Source organism: Vibrio sp. 10N.222.54.A3, from assembly GCF_041474095.1.
Classification (GTDB): domain Bacteria; phylum Pseudomonadota; class Gammaproteobacteria; order Enterobacterales; family Vibrionaceae; genus Vibrio; species Vibrio crassostreae_C.
The window spans coordinates 22,326-38,418 of the sequence record NZ_JBFRTN010000015.1 but is presented as its reverse complement, the minus strand read 5'-3'; the positions used below and the strand labels follow the sequence as shown (position 1 = coordinate 38,418).

Annotated in this window: 11 protein-coding genes and 1 pseudogene; 6 read left to right on the top strand and 6 right to left on the bottom strand. The window is 43.6% G+C overall.

Translation table 11 applies throughout. The annotated features are described in order from the left end of the window. Window positions 1-9: 9 nt before the first annotated feature. Both AB4507_RS04110 and AB4507_RS04105 read right to left on the bottom strand, forming a co-directional pair. Window positions 10-1,107 (bottom strand): alkene reductase, encoded by a 1,098-nt coding sequence (locus AB4507_RS04110; protein WP_102321231.1) that lies wholly within the window; start codon window positions 1,105-1,107, stop codon window positions 10-12. Between the two features lie 115 nt (window positions 1,108-1,222). Further along, window positions 1,223-2,104, bottom strand: coding sequence for a LysR substrate-binding domain-containing protein (locus tag AB4507_RS04105; protein WP_017062691.1), 882 nt, complete (start codon window positions 2,102-2,104; stop codon window positions 1,223-1,225). A 192-nt stretch (window positions 2,105-2,296) separates the two neighbouring features. On the opposite strand from AB4507_RS04105, the gene AB4507_RS04100 reads away from it, so the two are divergent. The 3 genes and pseudogenes from AB4507_RS04100 to AB4507_RS04090 all read left to right on the top strand — a co-directional run bounded on the left by AB4507_RS04100 (window position 2,297) and on the right by AB4507_RS04090 (window position 5,642). Beyond that, window positions 2,297-3,463 carry an MFS transporter gene (locus AB4507_RS04100; protein ID WP_029235440.1) on the top strand — a complete coding sequence of 389 codons (1,167 nt, stop codon included), beginning with the start codon at window positions 2,297-2,299 and terminating at the stop codon, window positions 3,461-3,463. Window positions 3,464-3,594: 131 nt separating this feature from the next. Beyond that, window positions 3,595-4,287, top strand: a complete 693-nt coding sequence (locus AB4507_RS04095) for an SDR family oxidoreductase (protein WP_372090655.1) — start codon at window positions 3,595-3,597, stop codon at window positions 4,285-4,287. 323 nt (window positions 4,288-4,610) lie between these two features. Then, a pseudogene (locus AB4507_RS04090) lies at window positions 4,611-5,642 on the top strand (IS110 family transposase). 447 nt (window positions 5,643-6,089) lie between these two features. Here the strand turns inward: AB4507_RS04090 and AB4507_RS04085 are convergent. Together AB4507_RS04085 and AB4507_RS04080 are read right to left on the bottom strand one after the other, a co-directional pair. Beyond that, window positions 6,090-7,283: an acetate/propionate family kinase gene (locus AB4507_RS04085; protein WP_104216294.1), complete on the bottom strand. Its 1,194-nt coding sequence runs from the start codon at window positions 7,281-7,283 to the stop codon at window positions 6,090-6,092. A 743-nt stretch (window positions 7,284-8,026) separates the two neighbouring features. Continuing rightward, the gene (locus AB4507_RS04080) at window positions 8,027-10,096 is read right to left on the bottom strand and encodes a DEAD/DEAH box helicase (protein ID WP_080582207.1); all 2,070 of its coding nucleotides are present in this window, start codon (window positions 10,094-10,096) and stop codon (window positions 8,027-8,029) included. 309 nt (window positions 10,097-10,405) lie between these two features. On the opposite strand from AB4507_RS04080, the gene rnb reads away from it, so the two are divergent. Both rnb and AB4507_RS04070 read left to right on the top strand, forming a co-directional pair. Beyond that, window positions 10,406-12,412, top strand: coding sequence for an exoribonuclease II (rnb, locus tag AB4507_RS04075; RefSeq protein WP_017059497.1), 2,007 nt, complete (start codon window positions 10,406-10,408; stop codon window positions 12,410-12,412). Between the two features lie 188 nt (window positions 12,413-12,600). Beyond that, window positions 12,601-13,431 carry an AraC family transcriptional regulator gene (locus tag AB4507_RS04070; RefSeq protein ID WP_017064362.1) on the top strand — a complete coding sequence of 277 codons (831 nt, stop codon included), beginning with the start codon at window positions 12,601-12,603 and terminating at the stop codon, window positions 13,429-13,431. A 184-nt stretch (window positions 13,432-13,615) separates the two neighbouring features. Here the strand turns inward: AB4507_RS04070 and AB4507_RS04065 are convergent, their stop codons facing one another. Further along, complete coding sequence (locus tag AB4507_RS04065; protein ID WP_017059495.1) at window positions 13,616-13,978, bottom strand: DUF3024 domain-containing protein; 363 nt, start codon at window positions 13,976-13,978, stop codon at window positions 13,616-13,618. 264 nt (window positions 13,979-14,242) lie between these two features. On the opposite strand from AB4507_RS04065, the gene AB4507_RS04060 reads away from it, so the two are divergent. Further along, window positions 14,243-15,058, top strand: coding sequence for a phosphate ABC transporter substrate-binding protein (locus tag AB4507_RS04060; RefSeq protein ID WP_017064361.1), 816 nt, complete (start codon window positions 14,243-14,245; stop codon window positions 15,056-15,058). Between the two features lie 75 nt (window positions 15,059-15,133). Here AB4507_RS04060 and AB4507_RS04055 read toward each other — a convergent pair whose 3' ends face one another. Further along, window positions 15,134-15,820 (bottom strand): MaoC family dehydratase, encoded by a 687-nt coding sequence (locus tag AB4507_RS04055; RefSeq protein ID WP_372182261.1) that lies wholly within the window; start codon window positions 15,818-15,820, stop codon window positions 15,134-15,136. Between the last annotated feature and the right edge of the window lie 273 nt (window positions 15,821-16,093).

Sequence of the window (16,093 nt, the reverse complement as noted above, 5' to 3'; positions counted from 1 at the left end):
CTTACCCCCTTAAGCTTTATACGTTGGATAATCAATCAGACCTTTCTCACCACCACCAAACAAGGTGTTTGGATCATGCTCTGCCAATGGGTAGCCGTGAAGTAGACGTTCAGGAAGATCGGGATTCGCCACAAAAGGTCGACCAAAGCCGATCATATCAGCCAGTCCGTCATCAATAGCTTGCTTTGCTTTTTCCGCATTATAACGACCTGCGTAGATCAGCACGCCTTGAAAAGCATTGCGCATTGCACGTTTGAATGAGACGGGTGTATCTGGTGCATCATCCCAATCGACTTCAGCAATATGTAGGTACACGATATGATGTTTATTGAGTAACGCTGCGGCAGCGGTATAAGTCTCAATAGGGTTAGCATCAACAGTACCATTTAAGGTTGTTAAAGGTGCCAAGCGCACACCAACGCGGTTAGCGCCAATTGCGTCCACCATTGCTGCAACGACTTCATCAAGAAAACGAAGACGATTTTCCAGGCTACCGCCGTATTCATCACTGCGGTTGTTAGCTTCGGAGTCAATGAATTGGTTGATCAAATAACCATTCGCCGCATGCAGTTCAATGCCATCAAAACCTGCTTCAATCGCATTCAATGCCGCTTGACGATAATCTGCAATGACTTGTTGAATATCTGCTTTTGTCATTGCTCTAGGCTGCACGACATCAACAAAACCTGGTTCATCACTGCCATTATCAACGAATACTTTTACGTTTTCCGCTTTTAACGCTGATGAAGAAATCGGTTGCTCACCACCGATGTTATCTGTGTGAGTGACTCTGCCCACATGCCAGAGCTGAGCGAAAATTGCGCCATTTTCTGCATGCACTGCTTGAGTTACTTTACGCCAGCCTGCGATCTGCTCAGGTGTGTAAATACCTGGGGTCCATGCATAGCCTTTTGCCGTCGCTGAAATTTGCGTACCTTCAGACACAATCAATCCTGCACTGGCACGCTGAGCGTAATAGGTTGCCATCATGTCATTTGCGACATCACCAGGCTGACTGGCTCTTGAACGCGTCATCGGTGGCATGACAATGCGGTTTTTGAGTGTGAGTCCACCCAATGTGAATGGTTTAAATAGTGATAGTGACATAGTTGAGCCCTCTTCATTTGATAAGGGCATACTAGCAAATGAGTCACCAATCATTTATAGCAATAAAGGCAAATAATATTTGTATAAATTGCAACAATCAGCTTGTTTAAGCGGGTTACAGGGTTAGCTTTGGCTTAATAAAATCAATAAAAGCGGAGATCCGCTTGGCCACAGAAGAAGTCTTATAATACACAGCGTTGACTTGTTCTCTTCGTGGATGACTGATTTTTTCGCTCTCCAACAGCGAGATTAAACGTCCTTCGGCAATATCTTTATTCACCATAAACCCTGATAGACATGCAATGCCATTTCCTGCCAACACAATTTGTCGAATGGTTTCGCCATTACTTGATGACATCAAAGCGTCTAGTTGGGTAAAACCTTTTAAAGGCCAGTCATTCAAAATTTTGGGGGCGACAAATCCAATGAGATTATGCTGAGCAAGATCGCTGCTTTTAGTGGGGAGCCCGCGTTTTGAGATATATTCTGGTGAAGCCACAATATACAAGGGGCTTCGACCCAGCGACCGAGCATGTAGCGTAGAATCGCTCAACGTACCAATCCGAATTGCTAAATCGGTTTTCTTTTCTAGTAAATCCACAATGCCTTCATTGGAGGTTATTTCTAGCTCAATATCGGGATAGGCTTGATTAAATGACTGCACCAATGGCACCAGTTGATGAAACACAAACGGACTAGCCGCGTCGACACGTAAACGGCCTTTGGGCAATTCCCCACGGGAAATAATATCTTCTTCCGCCTGCTGTAATTGCATTAATCCCACCCGCACAGAGTCAATGAACTGGCGTCCTTCATCGGTTAATTCAATACGTCTAGTGGTTCGGTTTAGAATAGTGACCCCAAGTTGACTCTCCACTTTACTGACCGCTCTGGATACTCGCGCGACTTGGATATCTAGGCTCTCTGCTGCCGCTGAAAAACCTCCTGTATCGACTACAGCTAGTAAAATGGCTAAATCATCAGATTTTGTTCGCATGCTATTTCCCTCAACTTTATCCAATCGCCCATCAGCTTTATTGCATTTATAACAAATATCATTTGTAAAAACCTCTGTTTTTCACAAAACATCTTTAATGCAAAATGCCCCCCATCAATTAACAACGCGACGGCATAGCGACCAATACATCGGCTATTGCTGGTCATTTTCAAACAACAGAGAGTAAATATTATGCCTTTAGCACTTCTTGCATTGACGCTCAGCGCCTTTGCTATAGGAACAACGGAGTTTGTGATCGTGGGGCTACTCCCGACCATGGCTTCCGACCTAAATATATCACTGCCTTCAGCAGGCTTGCTGGTTAGCCTTTATGCACTTGGTGTTGCCATTGGCGCCCCGGTTTTAACGGCTTTAACAGGAAAGTGGAATCGTAAACACGTATTGATTACCGTCATGTCACTGTTTGTTGTCGGTAACTTAGTTGCATGGCAAGCACCTGGATATAACACCCTGATTATCGCTCGTATTTTGACAGGTTTAGCCCATGGTGTATTTTTCTCCATTGGTTCAACCATTGCTACCGGTCTGGTACCAAAAGAAAAAGCCGCCAGCGCCATTGCGATTATGTTCACTGGTTTAACCGTGGCGTTAGTCACAGGCGTGCCGCTTGGGACATACATAGGTCAAACCTTTGGCTGGCAATCAACCTTCTTAGTTGTTGCGCTATTAGGTTTAATCGCATTAATTGGTAGTGCTTTCTTAGTACCAAATAACTTAAAACAACCTGCTGCAGCTAAGCTTTCATCGCAGCTTAAGGTATTAACTCAACCTAGATTATTACTGGTTTATGCGATTACTGCACTGGGTTATGGCGGCACTTTTACAGCATTCACTTTCCTTGCTCCTATTTTGCAGCAAGAAACTGGCTTTAGTGCGAATGCAATTAGTTTAATTATGTTGGTTTATGGAGTCTCAGTTGCGATTGGTAATATTTGGGGCGGAAAAATGGCCGATAAAATGGGCCCAATAAAAGCCCTTAGCATTATTTTTACTGGTCTTGCAGCTGTGCTTATCGTGTTCAATTTTACCGCCGTTAATCCTATTGCCGCGGTAGCCACGATTTTAGTTTGGGGGGCATTTGCATTCGGTAATGTTCCAGGTTTACAAGTATATGTAGTGAAACTTGCTGAAAAATATACACCAGATGCAGTGGATGTTGCTTCCGGTTTAAACATTGCCGCCTTTAACGTTGGTATTGCACTTGGTTCATGGGGCGGAGGGATGGTTGTCGCTGAAGCAGGCTTAATGCATACACCTTGGGTAGGTGCAGTAGTTGTACTGATAGCGCTTGCTTTGACCCGCTTTAGTGGCCGTCTTGATAAGCGTGCAGAAAGTTAATGGTAAAAATGTATTAATGAAATAAACACGACTTTTACCCTTAGAGCTGGTCAATGCAGCAGCATTGGCCAGCTTTTCGCAACTTATATTGATTGGTATTAGACAAGATTGAAACTGATAAGAGGCACTCAATGAAAACCGTTTTTATTACTGGAGCTAATCGTGGCTTAGGATTAGAGCTTGCAAAGCAATATGCACAGCGACATTACAAGGTCATCGCTTGCTGTCGCGATATTGATTCAGCGCATGAGTTAACCCTGTTAGCACAACAGTATTCAACCATTCGCCCTTATGCTCTAGATGTTAGTCATGAAACAGATATTCTCGCTTTAACTGAGGTGTTTAAAGAGCAACCTATTGATGTACTTATTCATAACGCAGGAGTGAGCGGAGATGAATGTGAAAGCCTAGGCAACATGGGGCAAAAAGAGTGGATAAATGTATTAAAGGTCAACACCATTGCGCCCATGTTAATCACGCAAGCTTTACTTAATAATATTCTTGCTGGCGAAGATAGAACCATCATCGGGATGACCTCGATACTCGCTAGCATCGATGACAACCGCTCTGGTGGTCGATACAGTTATCGCGCATCAAAAGCCGCTCTCAACCAAATAATTAAATCTCTGGCCTGTGAACTGTCCGATGAGGGCGTGAAGACTATGGCAATTCATCCTGGTTGGGTACAAACCGATATGGGCGGAAAGGAAGGCAAGGTAACAGTAAAAGAGAGTGTTACAGGCATGCTTAATGTTATCGACAATTTAAAACTTAAGCATTCAGGTTCATTTTTTGTCTACGATGGCACTCAATTGCCATGGTAAGCCTAGTAGTTACGTCTCATACAAACTCTAAGGGTAGGATATGCTTTTAACCTTTATAGTTTTAATCCTTTCTATTGTCGCTTTGCTCGGGTGGTATTTACACAAAGTCTCCCGTGACATTTCCCAAATTGACTGGGATTGGGATGACGATGAGATCCTATAAATTGATATTGCCTGCATCTATGGCTGGTCACATTACATATCCTAAGGAACGACTGCGATCTTACTCTGGAATGAGTAAATACTTTAACGTGATGTATGGAATCCACTCCCTCCTTAGCAATCTAGACTTAGGAGTGTGAGAAAAAACCGAGGGTTCCAATATGTTGACTAAAAATGTTATCGCTATCGACTTAGCAAAAAATGTTCTTCAAGCCTGCCATATCAGCATTCATGGTGAGCTAATGTCCAATAAACCTCTGAGTCGCCAGAAGATGAAAGAGTTCTTGGCAAAGGCTAAGCCTTCGATTGTCGCCATGGAAGGTTGTTGCGGTTGCCATTACTAGGGGCAATTAGCAGAAAAACTTGGGCATGAAGTCCGAATCATTAACCCTAAGAAGGTGAAAGGATACCTAGAAGGTCATAAAACGGATCATAATGATGCTCTCGCCATCGCTAACGCCGCTATACAAATTGGTATCAAGTACAGTCGTCCAAAGTCATTGGAACAACAAGCTATGCATTCTTTAGAAACTAGCCGTAGATTCTTATCTCGTAGTGTTGTTTCCCTAGCTCTTCACATTAGAGGGACAATTTTGGGCTACGGGATAGCAAACCCTAGAGGTGAAAAAGGCTTAAAAGCGTCGGTTCAAACCGTGCTTGATGGCGATACACCAATACCCTCCAATGTCGTATCCGTTCTGTCGATGCTTTGGGAGCAATATAAAGAACTTAAAGCAAAACTCATCGCATTCGAAAAAGAGAAAAATGCTTTAACCCGTCAGATAGAGCCGTGCCAACGATTAATGGGCATTGAAGGGGTTGGTGAAAAAACTGCTGCGATGCTCTATACAACTCTTGGTGATGGAAAGCAGTTCAAGAATGGAAGACAAGCTTCAGCATTTGTTGGTCTTACACCTAAACAGCACAGTTCAGGAGGCAAAGTTTTTATGATTGGGATCGATAAATGCGGTGGTGTGAAGGAGCTACGCTCGCTTCTTTATCTTGGCGCAATGTCATACGTTGGGCGACTACCCGAAAAACCGAAGACTCAGAAGGACGCTTGGTTGAGGAGCATCATAGATCGTATCGGCATCAAGAAGGCCTGCATTGCACTGGCTAACAAAGTGGTACGTACTGCGTGGGCAATGCTTCGGTATGAGACTGAATATAAACCAGTATTACTCACTCATTAATCACTACCAAATTTTTAAATTTTACAAAATGATGATGCATAAAAGGTAAGACCAACCTACTGAGAACCTGGCCATTCTGTCATGCTGTAAAAAGCTGCTAGCGCGATAAGGACAGTAGGTGCGCAAAACATCAAAGGCTAGAGGGTAGCTCCTTCAATAAGAAGCCGAATATACGACCGCATCTTAACTTTTATTGCCAAAATCACTTTGTAAATACGTGGATTCCATATATGAAATGGGGCAAGCAATGATCGCGCTTAGAAAAGTCTGGGCATAAACAAGCCAACACTAACCTCACTAGTTTGGAGCTAAAAAGTGAATTGCAGCAGTCAATGTAGGGAGCGATGAGTGCTCGGCATTCGCGTGCTTTGCGATGGTCTATCCAACATATGAGCACAAAAAAAGCGAGCACTAAGCTCGCTTTTAACCATCTGTTTTTAAAGTAAATTACAGTAGTTCTACCGACTGTTGAGCAATCACGAATTCTTCATTGGTTGGGATAACCATTGCTAATGCGTTTAGCATTTCAGACTTACCGATGATGCCTTCAGCACCAAAGCGAGCAGATTCGTTACCTGCTACATCTTCAACGAAACCTAGAATCTTAAGGTTGTTTAGGATTTCACGACGAATTGGTAGAGAGTTCTCACCGATACCACCAGTGAAGATGATGCCGTCTAAAGAATCTAGCGTTGCAAGGTAAGAAGCAATGTATTTTGATACGCGGTAAGTAAACACCTCAAACGCAAGCTTAGCGCCTTCATGGCCCTCTTCCATTGCTTCTAAGATGCCACGAGCATCGCTCGTAAGACCAGACACGCCAAGGAAGCCAGACTCCTTGTTTAGAGAGTTAAATACTTGCTCTTGTGACCAGCCTTTCTTAAGTAGGTATTCGATGATGCCAGGGTCTAGGTCACCACAACGTGTGCCCATCATTAGGCCTGAAAGTGGTGTGAAGCCCATAGAAGTATCAACACTGTTACCATCTTTAATAGCACATACAGATGCGCCGTTACCTAGGTGAACAGAGATGAAGCTCGATTTTTCGATTGGCTTGTTAACCATCTTCGCAGCTTCACGGCTAACGAAGTAGTGGCTAGTGCCGTGGAAACCGTAGCGACGTACGCCGAAGTCTGTGTATAGCTCTTTTGCGATTGCACCAGTGAATGCACGTTGAGGCATTGTTTGGTGGAAAGCAGTATCAAATACAGCGAACTGAGGTAGAGAAGGGAAAGCTTCAATTGCAGCACGGATACCGATAGCACCTGCTGGGTTATGAAGTGGAGCTAGGTCAGATAGGCTTTCAATTTCGTTCGTTACTTCTTCAGTAATGCGAACCGTTTGAGTGAACTTCTCACCGCCGTGTACGATACGGTGACCGATAGCCACGATATCAGCCGTGAAGCCTAGGTCTTCCATCAGGCCAACCAATTTGCCAATGGCAATTTTGTGGTGGTTATCTTCACCTTGAATGGCAATTTCAGTTTTCTCGCCTTGGAATTTCCAGCTCATACGAGCATCTTCAAGACCAAAACACTCCCCTAGGCCACTTAATACTGCTTCACCAGAAACAGAATCGATTACAGCAAATTTTAGGGATGAACTACCCGAGTTAATAACCAGAACAAACGAATTAGACATTGGATATGGATCCTGTTTCAGTACGAATTGGATGAAGTGTTTACTTCAATTTTAGTTAAGTCCATTATTCAATAATTTTTGAATCTTTCAACTTTTGTTTTGAAAAAATCACTAAATGAACACAATTAAGTTGATCTTGGTCATTAAATTATTTATTTCGAGAGCGGAATTAAAAAATAGTTGAATAAGAAAATTAATGAACAGGTGACGCAAACGAGTGCTCACGTTATTTTTAACTTGATTCAGTTAATTAAAGCGACTTGAACAAATGCAGGTGATCCGCTTGAAAAACAACCACCCTTCCCTGTCGTCTGCTTATCATTACCGATAACTTTTTGCTCGATTTCTCAATTGCTCAGTGTTTGCATCAAAAAGCTCACTGAAGTTGAGAATAGTGATCTGATCTTATTTTGATTGCCTTCGAGCACAACTCTACGAATAGATGCACTGTAACGACGCTTAGATAGCCTTCACTCTTTGTTTCAGCATCTTGTAGCACGTTCTTTTGGTATAGGCTTAGAACGCGATACAACTAAGTTTTGGCACTAACATTCGTTCTAGGCGCGATGCTTAGTTTCATGGACGAAGCATAGTTACAGGAACGAAGCTTGATTAAAGTAAGTTAGCTACGAATATCGAGCCAACCAAAGCTTAAGTTCAAATAACAGGCACAAAAAAGCCGAGCATTACGCTCGGCTTTTAAATTCAGTGTCTAGACCTAAAGCGTCTAAGCGACAGGTTGATTAACCTTCGTTGCGCTCTGGACGACGACCACGGTTACCACCGCCATTGCCGTTACCATGGCCACGTTCGCCACGGAAGTTACCACGGTGATCGCCACCACGGTTACGGTCGAAACGACGTTCGCCATCACGTCCGCCAGCAGAGTTACCATCGCGAGCACCATCACGGTTGCCACGGTATCCACCACGACCGCCTTCACGGTTACCACCTTCGCGGTTGCCGCCTTCACGGTTACCACGGTAGCCGCCACCATCACGACCGCCACGGTTGCCACCACGGTTGCCATCACGACCGCCGCCGCCACGACGAGGCTCACGGAAGTCATTGAAATCAACAACTACAGCGCCAGCTTCTTTTTGACGAATGCGAAGTTTGCTTAGCTTACCAGCAGTTTCAGAGTTCATTGCTTTTGGCAGTTGAACGTAAGTAGAACCTTGGTCTAGCTTGATAGCACCGATAGAACCTTTAGTTAGGCCAAGTTCGTTTGCTAGTGCGCCAACGATGTCTTTAACCTGAACGCCTTGCTCACGGCCAACTTGTAGTTGGTAAGTATCCCAATCTTGAGTATTGAAGTTGCGACCACCACCGTCACGGCCGTTGTCACGATCTTCACGACGCTCTTTGCGACGGTTCTTATCACGCTCAATAGCAGCGATCATTGGGTCTTCGCCAACGTAGAATAGTGGGCTCTTACCTTGCTGACGCTTAAGAAGCATTGCAGCTAGAGTAGCAGCATCAACTTCTAGAGACTCTTGAAGAGTAGAGATAAGACCTGCAAAGTTTTCTAGTGCTTTGCTTTCTTTCTCAGTTTCAAGTTCAGCGCCAAGCTTAGCAACACGTGCAGCAGCAACTTGGTCACGTAGAGGAAGTTGAATTTCTTCCATTTGAGACTTAGTTACGCGCTCGATTGTGCGAAGCATGCGAATTTGGTTAGTGCGAACTAGTAGGATCGCTTTACCTTTACGTCCAGCACGGCCAGTACGACCAATACGGTGGATGTAAGATTCAACATCGAATGGGATGTCGTAGTTGAATACGTGAGTGATACGTGGAACATCAAGACCACGAGCTACAACGTCAGTTGCAACTAGGATGTCGATAACACCTTGTTTGATGTGATCAACAGTACGCTCACGTAGAGACTGAGGAATATCACCGTGCAGTGCAGCAGCTTTGAAGCCACGTGCAGATAGCCAATCAGCTAGACGCTCAGTGTCTTGACGAGTACGTACGAATACGATTGACGCGTCAGTTTCTTCGGTTTCTAGAAGACGAGACATTGCTTCGTCTTTTTCTACGCCTTTAACAACCCAGAAGTTCTGCGCTACTTTATCAACTGTGTGGTTAGTACCAGCAACGTCAACTTTAGCCGGGTTACGTAGGTAACGGTCAACAATAGTCTTAACCATTGGAGGCATAGTTGCAGAGAAAAGTACACGTTGTGCAGATTCTGGAGCTTGCTCTAGGATCCAAGTAACGTCATCTACGAAGCCCATTTTCAGCATTTCATCTGCTTCATCAAGAACAAATGTGTGTGCTTCATCTAGGTGTAGACGGTCACGAGTTAGTAAGTCTTTAACACGACCTGGAGTACCAACAACAATGTGAGCACCGCGGCTTAGAGCACGCATTTGGTCAACAATTGAAGCACCACCGTAGATTTCAATAACTTTAAGACCTTTGATATCACGGCCAAGGTTTTTGATTTCCGCAGCAACTTGAATCGCTAGCTCACGAGTAGGAGCCATGATGATTGCTTGTGGTTTGTGTTGGTTCAGGTTGATTTTGTTAAGTAAAGGCAGAGAGAATGCTGCTGTTTTACCAGTACCAGTCTGTGCTTTACCTAGTGCGTCACGGCCTTCAAGAAGAAGAGGAATAGCTGCTGCTTGGATTGGAGTCGGAGAAACGAAACCCATGCTATCAAGAGCTGAAAGAATGTTATCGTTTAGGGCTAATTCATTAAATTGAATTACAGATTCGGACATTGGGATCCCACTATATATAAGTAAACAAAAGGTCCCGGGAGCTCTATCAATTCCAATACTGATCCAATCAGATACTGATTCCATTCAGAGTTACGAAGCAGTAATAAAACACTTCAAGCCATTAGGGACGTCTAAGGGAGGCGGATTATTCCCTAAATGCATAAAAAAATCCAGAAAAAATTGAAATACATCACATATTTTTCGCTTTTACATCAATACTGGTTATCATATCGTCAAAACTTGATGAATATCTCGTCACAGCACCCATCTCCTAGCAAATTGACCTAGTTAAATAAGAGGGCAATTAATTAACGCTCACTTCGCCTTTAAGTAGTAATCAAGCCTCGCAATGATTATAGTGTGCTCAATTGTCCTCGATAGATAAAAGTCAAAATGTTTCAAGATAATCCTCTACTCGCTCAGCTCAAGCAGCAAATCCAAGAAACCCTCCCTAAAAAGGAAGGTACCATCAAAGCCACTGAAAAAGGTTTTGGTTTTCTCGAAGTTGATAGCAAAACAAGCTTCTTTATCCCGCCTCCGTACATGAAGAAATGTGTGCACGGTGACAAGGTGATTGCCATCATTCGCACAGAGAAAGAGCGCGAAGTAGCAGAGCCTGAGGAATTGGTTGAACAAGGTCTTACTCGCTTTATTGCACGAGTTAAGCTTTTCAAAGGCCGATTGAACGTTGTTCCTGATCACCCGCAGCTCAAAAAACTGCAACTTAAAGCGAAAGCAATGAAGGGTCTAAACCCTGAAACGCTTAAAGAAGGTGACTGGGTTGTTGCTCATATCGTTCAACACCCATTAAAAGGTGACAATGGTTTCTTGGCTCAGATCTCTGAGAAAATCACAGACGCTGACGACAAGATTGCACCTTGGTGGGTAACGCTGGCACAAAACGATCTACCAAACAGCGAGCCTGAAGGCATCGACAACTGGCTAATCAACGATGACGCCGATCTTGAACGTGTAGACATGACGCACGTCCCTTTTGTGACTATCGATGGCGAAAGCACAAAAGATATGGATGACGCGCTTTACGCGAAGAAGAAAGAGAACGGTGATTTTGAACTGACTATCGCAATTGCTGATCCAACGGCTTACATCTCTCCAGATGATGCGATGGATAAAGTGGCACGCGAGCGCGGTTTCACTATCTACCTTCCTGGTCGCAACATCCCAATGTTGCCTCGTGATCTTGCTGACAACCTATGTTCACTGATCGAGAACGAAGTTCGTCCTGCACTTTGCTGCACAGTAACGGTATCTAAAGATGGCGTTATCGGTGATGACATTAACTTCTTCGCTGCAAACATCAAATCTCATGCTCGTCTTGCTTACGACAACGTATCAGACTGGCTAGAAACAGGTGCATCAGAGAAATGGCAACCATCAGAAGAGATTGCTGCAATTGTTTCTGATCTTCACCAATTTGCTCAAGCACGTTCAGCATGGCGCTCAGCAAACGCTGTTGTGTTCCCAGATCGCCCTGACTACCGCTTTGAACTGAGCGAAGATAACGATGTTGTCGCTATCCACGCTGACATGCGTCGTAGCGCAAACAAGCTGGTTGAAGAATCAATGATCAGCGCGAACATCTGTGCGGGCCGAGTACTAAAAGAGAGCTTCAACCAAGGTGTGTTTAACTGCCATTCTGGTTTCAAGGCTGAGAAAATCTCCGACGTTCTTGAACTGGTAAACCCGCAAGCGGAAACGCCGTTCACTGAAGAGCAAATCATTTCTCTAGAAGGTTTTGCTACTCTACGTCGTTGGTTAGGTTCTTTAGATAACAGCTACTACGACAACCGTATTCGTAAATTCCAAGCGTATAGCGAGATCAGCAATGAGCCTGCACCGCACTACGCGATGGGATTAGATATTTACGCAACTTGGACTTCTCCAATTCGTAAATATGGCGACATGATTAACCACCGTATGCTTAAAGCACACATCTTAGGTAAAGCGCCAATTCAAACACCAGATGAAACTATCGGTGATGAACTTGCCCTGCACCGCCGTCACCACGGCATGGCTGAGCGTAATGTTGGCGATTGGTTGTATGCTCGCACTCTAGCCAATGCTCCAGCAGAAGAAACTCGTTTCCAAGCTGAGATTTTCGATATTAACCGTGCAGGTATGCGTGTACGTTTACTTGAAAATGGTGCTGCTGCATTTATCCCTGGATCTCTCATTCTTAATAATAAAGAAAGAATAGAGTGCAACGGTGATATGGGTACTGTATCTATCGATAAAGAAATGGTATACAAACTGGGAGACGTTTTAGAAGTAGTTCTCTCTGAAGTTAATCAGGAAAACCGTAACTTAGTAGCAAAACCTACTCAAGTATTTGCGGACTTGCCTAGCGAGCCTGAAACGACAAACGAAACCGAAGCTTAAAGGCGTTAACAGCTACAGCTTTCAAGGTTTCGGCTTTCAAGGTCAAAGCTATCAAGGTCAAAAGCTTCAAAGGTTCACTTCTAAAGGCGCTAATTATTAGCGCCTTTTTTGTAAATGTCTCATGCTTAAACAATACTTAAAAAAAACAATCAATAAGCAATCAATTTACAACGTCAAAGAAGCTCACTATGTCATCAATCACAGTTACTCAGTTCAGAAACTTCATTCCCAGGAGACGAGAACGTTATCCTGCCTCTAAAAACGGTATCTTTATAGTGTCGAAAGGCAGCATTTCTTTTGTGTTGCCCAATGGTACTCAAGCCTCGTTGCAAGCGGGAGATTTCACCCTTTACAATTCTGGTCAGATTAAAGACATCACGGTTAACACTGAAAATGGCGAATTCAGCGCAACCTGCTTAGATTTTGATTTGGCTATCTTTCAAAAGTTCATTAATCAGTTCAGCGATTTAGAGTCCGCTCGAATCCCAGACAAGTACATTAAGTTCAATCAAACGGATACTGAGCTCTGTCAGTTGAAAGATCTCATCATGTCACTGGCCAACTCTTCTTCTCAGAATGACTACGCACTCACTCAATTAGGCTTAAGTTTGCTGTCTTTGATGGTGGAACAGTACCCAGCTCTATTGGCTATTATTGCTCGAGCTTCAAGGTTAACCGTGACCCAAAGAGTCATTCATTACATCGAGCAAAACATTGAAAACAATATCTCTTTGGATACGCTCGCCAGTTACATGGGAATGTCACCGGCTACGCTTAAACGTCGCTTATCGGCTGAAGATCTGTCGTTCTCAAACTTATTAAAGATAAAACGTATTGCTCATGCAGCCACTCAGCTAAGAACATCGGATAAGTCGATCACTCAAATCGCGTATGAGTCAGGCTTTAAAAGTGCCGCTCACTTCAGCACGGCCTTTAAAACGTATCACGGAAAAACACCAAAAGACTTCCGATCGCTAGTGGCACAAGCACAACTGCAGAGCGTAAAGCCGCAAGTTTAAAGAAACAAAGCGATAGATTGATGTGGACGTCTTAGTTGGGAACTGGTGTAAACCAAGTGGCTTCAATATTAAGCCACTTGGGTGTGGGATGAGATGATTTGGCTTTGGGATTCCGTGGTTGAGTTTTGATACTCATTGATTCAGCTTTGCGAGCAGGCCACCAGCAAACGTGAAAACAGAGTGACTATGACCAGAAGTACGATTTAGGGTCTTTTTCTATTTCCGCCAAAATAGCATCAAGATCCTTCGATTTAGGAAGGTACGGATACGGCCCCCAATTCACAGAGTCGGTTTCGACATCCCCTTCAAGCGGCACCATCACTAACCAACAAGACAGCGACTCATCAAAAGTCACGCAGACGATCTCGTTTGTATAATCACTGTGAGATGAGTCGAGTAGATAATGCGCCTGAGAAAACAGCACACCACCCTCACACTCTTCATATAGGGATTTGCCTAGCTCGACAGGTAAACTTCGATTTCGAGATGTACAGAGCCTCTCGGCCCCAATTAAAAGACGATTCAGCTCGATATGAATGACGGACATAACACCCCTTGTAACTTCATAGAAACTTCATAGAAACTTCTAAGTAGTGAATTCCTCTACTTAGCTTAGGACTCAACAAACATTTTAGCGAACAAGCGTAATCAAAATACCTGCCCTGCTCCCAGAAACGAATCTTGCTTTCGGAAACCCAGAAAGCAACGACTCATCAAGCGAACAGCTATACATCGAGAGTATGGAATTTCACAAAAGTGTCATATAACCGACCTATCATATGCGACAAATGTTATTAACTAGGAGTTGTTTATGTTACGAGTCGCGCTTGCCTCTCTTTTATCCTTAGCCCTGTCTTCTCATGCTGCTTTAGCACAAGAAACCACTATTTCGGGCTCCACTTCAGTATCACGAGTGATGGATGTATTAGCTGAGGAGTACAACAAGACTCACCCTGATAACTATATTGCGGTTCAGGGCATTGGTTCTACAGCAGGTATTACCATGGTTAATAAAGGTGTCTCTGACATCGGTATGAGCTCGCGTTATTTAACCGACCGCGAACAAGACGAGAAGTTGAAGGTATTTCCAATTGCCTTTGACGGCCTAGCTGTAGTAACTAACCGCTCAAACGCTGTAAGCAACGTTACACGTGAGCAGCTGTTCGATATCTACAAAGGCAAAATCACGAACTGGAAAGCTGTGGGTGGCGCAGATCAGCCTATCGCAGTTGTCACTCGCGAAGCGTCTTCTGGCTCACGCTATAGCTTCGAAAGCTTGCTTGGTTTAACGAAGATCATTAATGACCGTCTAGTGTCTGACATCAACCCAAATAACTTGGTTGTAAACAGCAACAGCATGGTTAAAACGATTGTTAACCATAACCCACACGCGATTGGTTTTATCTCTGTTGGTTCAATCGACCGTTCGATTAAAGCAATTACATTTGAAGGCGTAGAGCCAACATCTAAGAACATTGCTAACCACAGCTATGAATTGGCTCGCCCATTCTTGTTGCTGCACAAGACAGACTCAGTTTCTGACGAGAGCAAAGACTTCATCAAGTTCGTGAAGTCAAAGCAAGGGCAAGACCTTATCGAAGAGTACGGCTACACTCGCATTAAATAAGTGAGTGAGTTTTATCTTATGAAAAAAAAGAGAGAGCATTAAGCTCTCTCTTTTTTTGGAATCTATATGGTTCGTTTAGAAGTGAAGTTGAATCACTGAAACGATCACAGCGCCAGGACGACGAATACCTTCGATTTCGACGCGAATTTCGCGTTCAATCTCTAGGCCTTTCTTAATTGGCGTTACTTTTGTTAGCGTACTTTTAGCACGAACATTACTGCCCGATTTAACAGGGTATGGGAAACGTACTTGGTTAAGACCAATGTTTACGACCATCTTCGCTGTTGGGAATTGAGACTTGTCAGGGTCAACACTGTCAGTCAATCGAGGAAGCAGAGATAAAGTTAAAAAACCATGTGCGATGGTTGTTTTGAACGGAGAGGCTGTTTCCGCTTTTTCAGGCTCAGTGTGAATCCACTGCATATCTTCAGTAACAAGGCCGAACTGGTTAATACGGTCTTGACTTACATTGATCCAGTCGCCAGTATGGATGACTTCACCGATCTGTTGATTAAGCTCATCAAACACAAGTTGTGCTTCTGGCTTAAGTACGATCGGCTGTTCCACCGGCATCTCTGGTGCATCTTCATTGACAGCAGGTTTGTGGTGATCACGAACCCACGCAAAGAAATGGCTATTTTGCGTACGATTAAGAAAGTCGCCCCAGTAATCTCTAAGAGCTGGAGACATCCATTGCATAAACTCTGAGTGTTGCGAAGACATGCTATCGCCTCGGTGTTTAAATAAATCAATGACTTTCATAAGAACCTCAATGCACAAAAAATTTCAATATAACTTCGTAATTTTGAAACACTTCACACTATTGTGCAAATGTTTTCGAGCATACAACCGTTAGCTGAACCTTGTTAAAATCATATTAAACATATACTTACCAATAAAACATCATTTTATTACAAAACCCAAATTAGAGTGTTAGCTCTATCACATGACAAACATTTGTTTATATAAAAGGCGTTTTTATTCATAAGTGGAATAAAAAAAGGCTTAGCGCAATGCTAAACCTTAGTTTTTACA

Excerpts from the sequence above, each read along its gene's own strand:
- AB4507_RS04065 (WP_017059495.1), bottom strand. The coding sequence starts at position 13,978 with ATGTCCGTCATTCATATCGAGCTGAATCGTCTTTTAATTGGGGCCGAG.
- rnb (WP_017059497.1), top strand. The coding sequence starts at position 10,406 with ATGTTTCAAGATAATCCTCTACTCGCTCAGCTCAAGCAGCAAATCCAA.
- AB4507_RS04110 (WP_102321231.1), bottom strand. The coding sequence starts at position 1,107 with ATGTCACTATCACTATTTAAACCATTCACATTGGGTGGACTCACACTC.
- AB4507_RS04100 (WP_029235440.1), top strand. The coding sequence starts at position 2,297 with ATGCCTTTAGCACTTCTTGCATTGACGCTCAGCGCCTTTGCTATAGGA.
- AB4507_RS04070 (WP_017064362.1), top strand. The coding sequence starts at position 12,601 with ATGTCATCAATCACAGTTACTCAGTTCAGAAACTTCATTCCCAGGAGA.
- AB4507_RS04080 (WP_080582207.1), bottom strand. The coding sequence starts at position 10,096 with ATGGAATCAGTATCTGATTGGATCAGTATTGGAATTGATAGAGCTCCC.
- AB4507_RS04095 (WP_372090655.1), top strand. The coding sequence starts at position 3,595 with ATGAAAACCGTTTTTATTACTGGAGCTAATCGTGGCTTAGGATTAGAG.
- AB4507_RS04105 (WP_017062691.1), bottom strand. The coding sequence starts at position 2,104 with ATGCGAACAAAATCTGATGATTTAGCCATTTTACTAGCTGTAGTCGAT.
- AB4507_RS04060 (WP_017064361.1), top strand. The coding sequence starts at position 14,243 with ATGTTACGAGTCGCGCTTGCCTCTCTTTTATCCTTAGCCCTGTCTTCT.
- AB4507_RS04055 (WP_372182261.1), bottom strand. The coding sequence starts at position 15,820 with ATGAAAGTCATTGATTTATTTAAACACCGAGGCGATAGCATGTCTTCG.
- AB4507_RS04085 (WP_104216294.1), bottom strand. The coding sequence starts at position 7,283 with ATGTCTAATTCGTTTGTTCTGGTTATTAACTCGGGTAGTTCATCCCTA.